Genomic DNA, 3,703 nt, shown 5'->3' on the forward strand with positions numbered 1-3,703 from the left:
GGATGAAAGAGGGGCGCAAAAACAGGTCTTCGGCCGCGTAGCCGCAAATCGCCAGCTCGGGCGTTAGCACCAGCCGCACACCGTCCTGGTAGGCGGCGCGAGCCGCCTCGATGATCTTTTGCGCATTGCCCGGCATGTCTCCCACGCAATAGTTCAGCTGGGCAACGCAGATTTTGAGTGGCATGTAGAAGTAAAACCCCGAAAAACACGTGAAAAACGACTCAAACGATTATGTCATCCGCGTGCTGGATTCGCCGCTGAAGGTCAATGCATCCGAGTGGAACGCCCTGCTGGCGGCGCAAAGCCCGGGCGAGGCCGCCAACCCCTTCATGCGCCACGAATACCTGGCGGCACTGCACGAAAGCGGCAGCGCCAGCCCCGACACCGGCTGGACGCCCTGCTTCGTCACCCTCTGGCAGGGCAACTCGCTGGCCGGCGCCTGCCCGCTTTACCTCAAGGCCCACTCCTACGGTGAATACGTGTTCGACTGGGCCTGGGCCAATGCCTACCAGCAGCACGGCCTGGACTACTACCCCAAGGCCGTGGCCGCCGTACCCTTCACGCCCGTCCCCGGCGCCCGACTGCTGGCGCGCAACGCCGCTGAACGCGCGCTGCTGGTCAAGGCACTGGTCGCCTGGTGCGGAGACGAAAACCTGTCGTCGCTGCACCTGCTCTTTACCGCCGATGAGGACGTGGCCGCTTGCCAGGACGCCGGCCTGATGCTGCGCCACACAGTGCAATTCCACTGGAAAAACAGCGACTATCGCGATTTCGACGATTTCCTGACCTCACTCAACCAGGAAAAGCGCAAGAAAATCCGCCAGGAACGCCGCAAGGTTCACGATGCCGGCATCACCTTCCGCTGGTCGCTGGGCAAGGACATCAGTCAGGCCGACTGGGATTTTTTCTACCGCTGCTACGAACGCACCTATTACGAGCACGGCAACGCGCCCTACCTCAGCCGTGATTTCTTCCAGCGCATGCAGGACACCATGCCTGAGAACTGGCTGCTGTTCATCGCCGAACACATGGCCGACGGCGGCAAACCCCGGCCCATCGCGGCCAGCCTGATCGCCGTCAGCGCATCACCGGCTGGCGCATCGGACACAGCCAATCCTCCGCTGACCGCCTACGGCCGCTACTGGGGCGCCCTGGCCCGCGTCGACTGCCTGCACTTCGAAGCCTGCTATTACCAGCCGCTGGAATGGTGCATCACGCATGGCTACCAGCGCTTTGAAGGCGGTGCGCAGGGCGAGCACAAAATGGCCCGCGCCCTGTTGCCCGTCAAGACCACCAGCGCCCACTGGCTGGCCCATCCCTCGTTCGCCGACGCGGTCGAGCGCTTCCTGGAGCGCGAGGGCGCCGGCATTGAAAGTTATATGGACGACCTGGAACGGCGCAACCCCTTCAGGCGCGCAGCACCGGCCGCTCCAGCATGAAAAGATACTCCGGTTGCCAGCGCCGCAGGGTCTTTTTCCCGTGTGGACGTCCTTCGGGCAAGCGGTGCTATAAATCCTCCCAAAAGGAGCTTCGCATGAGCAACACAAATCCCACATTCCAGAGCCAGTACAAGGTCAACCTGGTCGAGTGCCCCACCCTCAGCGCCGAACAGCGTGCCGCCGCCGAACTGCGCTTTCGCATGGCGCTTGAATTCGCCGTGGGCGGGCCGGAATACGTGCTGCCTTCGCTGCAGGCCTACATGCTGGCGCAGACCCTGAGTGAAGGCCTGCCGCTGGAAGGAGCCTCCGAGGCGGAAGAGCAGGTCATCGCGCTGTGGCAGAACGCCGAGACCGACGCGATCCTGGCCGCCATGAGGCCGCTGGGTGACAACCTGGACAACGCGCGCTTCGAGATTCTTCCGCTCTGAAATCCCACCATGCCGCCCTCCGTACCATGAGCAGCGCCGCCATCCCGCTTTCCAGCGCCCCGGCAGGCACGGCGCCCGCCGCCAACGACAGCGCCCTCGAAAACCCGCCGCCGCTGGGCCGCCCCCACGCTCGCCGCCTGCGCGAGGTCTATCGCTCCGCAGGCTGGCCCTGCCAGGACCTGCTGGAAATCGAACTGCTCGCCACCGGCATGCTGCAGCGCGTGGCCGGCCCCGCGGGCCATGAGACCTTGCGCGTCACCGATGCGGGCATTGCCTACCTGGCGGCCACGCTGCTGCGCAACCGCTCGGCCCTGTCCAAGCATGAAGCACTGGTCGAGCAGGTGGCGTGTGAAATGGTGCGCGCCGGCCGCATCGCCTGGCGCGGCCTGGGCTTGCGAGCGCAACTGCCGCCGGACACCGAAGGCGGCAAGGCGCGCTGGGGCATCGTCAGGCCCGACGTGTTTTCCATCCGCAACACCACGGTGCAGGAGTACGTCCATCGCCTGGCCGTCGTTCGCGCGGCGCCGCGGCGTGCGCGGCAGTCCTTGCCGCTGGGTGTCTGGATGGCGCTGGCCAAGGCAACGCCTGTCGCCGGGCTCAATGACGATGAGCAAGGCATGCTGGGCGACTGCGAAGCTTGAACGCAATCACAGTCGTACGCTGAGCCCGGCGCGACACGCTCAGCTACGGCAAACCCTAGTGCCGCGCCCACGCCCGCTCGGTTAAGGTCTCCCCACGGAGACAATAACCATGAAATCCCTGACCGGCCTGGACGCGACCTTTCTCTACCTCGAAACCCCTGAAATGCCCATGCATGTGGGCTCGCTCAATCTGTGCGAATTGCCGGCGGGCTTCAAAGGCAGCTTCCACAAGGCCGTCAAAACCCACATCGGCAAACGCATGCACCTGGCGCCGGTGTTCAGCCGCAAGCTGGTGTTCATGCCACTGGACCTGGGCCACCCGCTCTGGGTGGAGGCCGATTCGGTCGACATCGATTTCCACATCCGCCGGGCCGACTCCACCAAAAAAGGCGCGGCCCCCATGACGCTGGCCGAGGTGCACAAGCTCTGCGCCCAGTTGCATGGCGAGGTCATAGACCGAGACTACCCGCTTTGGGAGTTCTATATCTTCGACCGCATCCAGTTGCCCGAATCCCAGGGCGGCGGCATCGTGGCGGGCTTTTTCTCCAAGATCCACCATGCCGCGCTCGACGGCAAGGGCGGCGTCATGCTGGCCAATGCCATGCTGGACCTGAGCCCGACGCCGCGCGAGGTGGCGCCCCCCGACCCTGAACGGCGCCGCAAGCTGGAGTCCGACCTCAAGCTGGGCAAGATGATCGGCTCGGTGTTTTCCAGCTCGCTGGGCCAGCTGGCCAAGGTCGCCAAGTCGCTGCCCGCCGCGGCCAGCACCTTCGGCAGCACGCTGGCCAAACAGTCCATGGGCAGCTCGGCCACAGGCGTCAAGCCCAAGATGCCCATGAAACTGGCGCCGCCCACGCCCTTCAACGCGGGCATAGGCACCGGCCGCGTGTTCGTCACCGCCACCATCCCGCTGGGCGAGACCAAGGCCATGGGCAAGGCGGTGGGCGGCTCGTTCAACGACATGGTGCTGTGGATCTGCTCGACCGCGCTGCGCAACTACCTCACGCAGCACCACAGCCTGCCGAAAAAATCGCTGGTGGCCGCCATGCCGGTGTCGCTGCGCGAAGCCGGCGCCACCGATGCCAGCAACCTGGGCAACCAGGTCAGCATGAGCCTGGTTGAACTCGGCACGCACCTGGCACATCCGCTCAAGCGCATGAACGCCATCATGGCCTCCACCGCCAAGGTCAAGACC

At 65.0% G+C, this 3,703-nt stretch carries 5 protein-coding genes; 4 read left to right on the forward strand and 1 reads right to left on the reverse strand.

The window, feature by feature from the left end; all coding sequences use genetic code 11:
* The coding region (locus AC1D0P_RS24785; RefSeq protein WP_477679162.1) for a nitrilase-related carbon-nitrogen hydrolase at window positions 1–184 on the reverse strand (184 nt) is incomplete at its 3' end.
* Between the two features lie 25 nt (window positions 185–209).
* Here AC1D0P_RS24785 and AC1D0P_RS24790 point away from each other — a divergent pair.
* From AC1D0P_RS24790 to AC1D0P_RS24805, 4 genes are all read left to right on the forward strand, one after another.
* Complete coding sequence (locus tag AC1D0P_RS24790; protein ID WP_477679163.1) at window positions 210–1,439, forward strand: GNAT family N-acetyltransferase; 1,230 nt, start codon at window positions 210–212, stop codon at window positions 1,437–1,439.
* Window positions 1,440–1,534: 95 nt separating this feature from the next.
* Window positions 1,535–1,867, forward strand: a complete 333-nt coding sequence (locus tag AC1D0P_RS24795) for a hypothetical protein (RefSeq protein ID WP_477679164.1) — start codon at window positions 1,535–1,537, stop codon at window positions 1,865–1,867.
* 26 nt (window positions 1,868–1,893) lie between these two features.
* Complete coding sequence (locus tag AC1D0P_RS24800) at window positions 1,894–2,508, forward strand: hypothetical protein (protein WP_477679165.1); 615 nt, start codon at window positions 1,894–1,896, stop codon at window positions 2,506–2,508.
* A 109-nt stretch (window positions 2,509–2,617) separates the two neighbouring features.
* Window positions 2,618–3,703, forward strand: a 1,086-nt coding sequence (locus tag AC1D0P_RS24805) for a wax ester/triacylglycerol synthase domain-containing protein (RefSeq protein ID WP_477679166.1), incomplete at its 3' end; no start/stop codon positions are given.

It is taken from the genome of Polaromonas sp. P1_G2 (assembly GCF_056405515.1).

Coding starts and splice junctions, on each gene's coding strand:
- AC1D0P_RS24795 (WP_477679164.1), top strand. CDS start 1,535: ATGAGCAACACAAATCCCACATTCCAGAGCCAGTACAAGGTCAACCTG.
- AC1D0P_RS24800 (WP_477679165.1), top strand. CDS start 1,894: ATGAGCAGCGCCGCCATCCCGCTTTCCAGCGCCCCGGCAGGCACGGCG.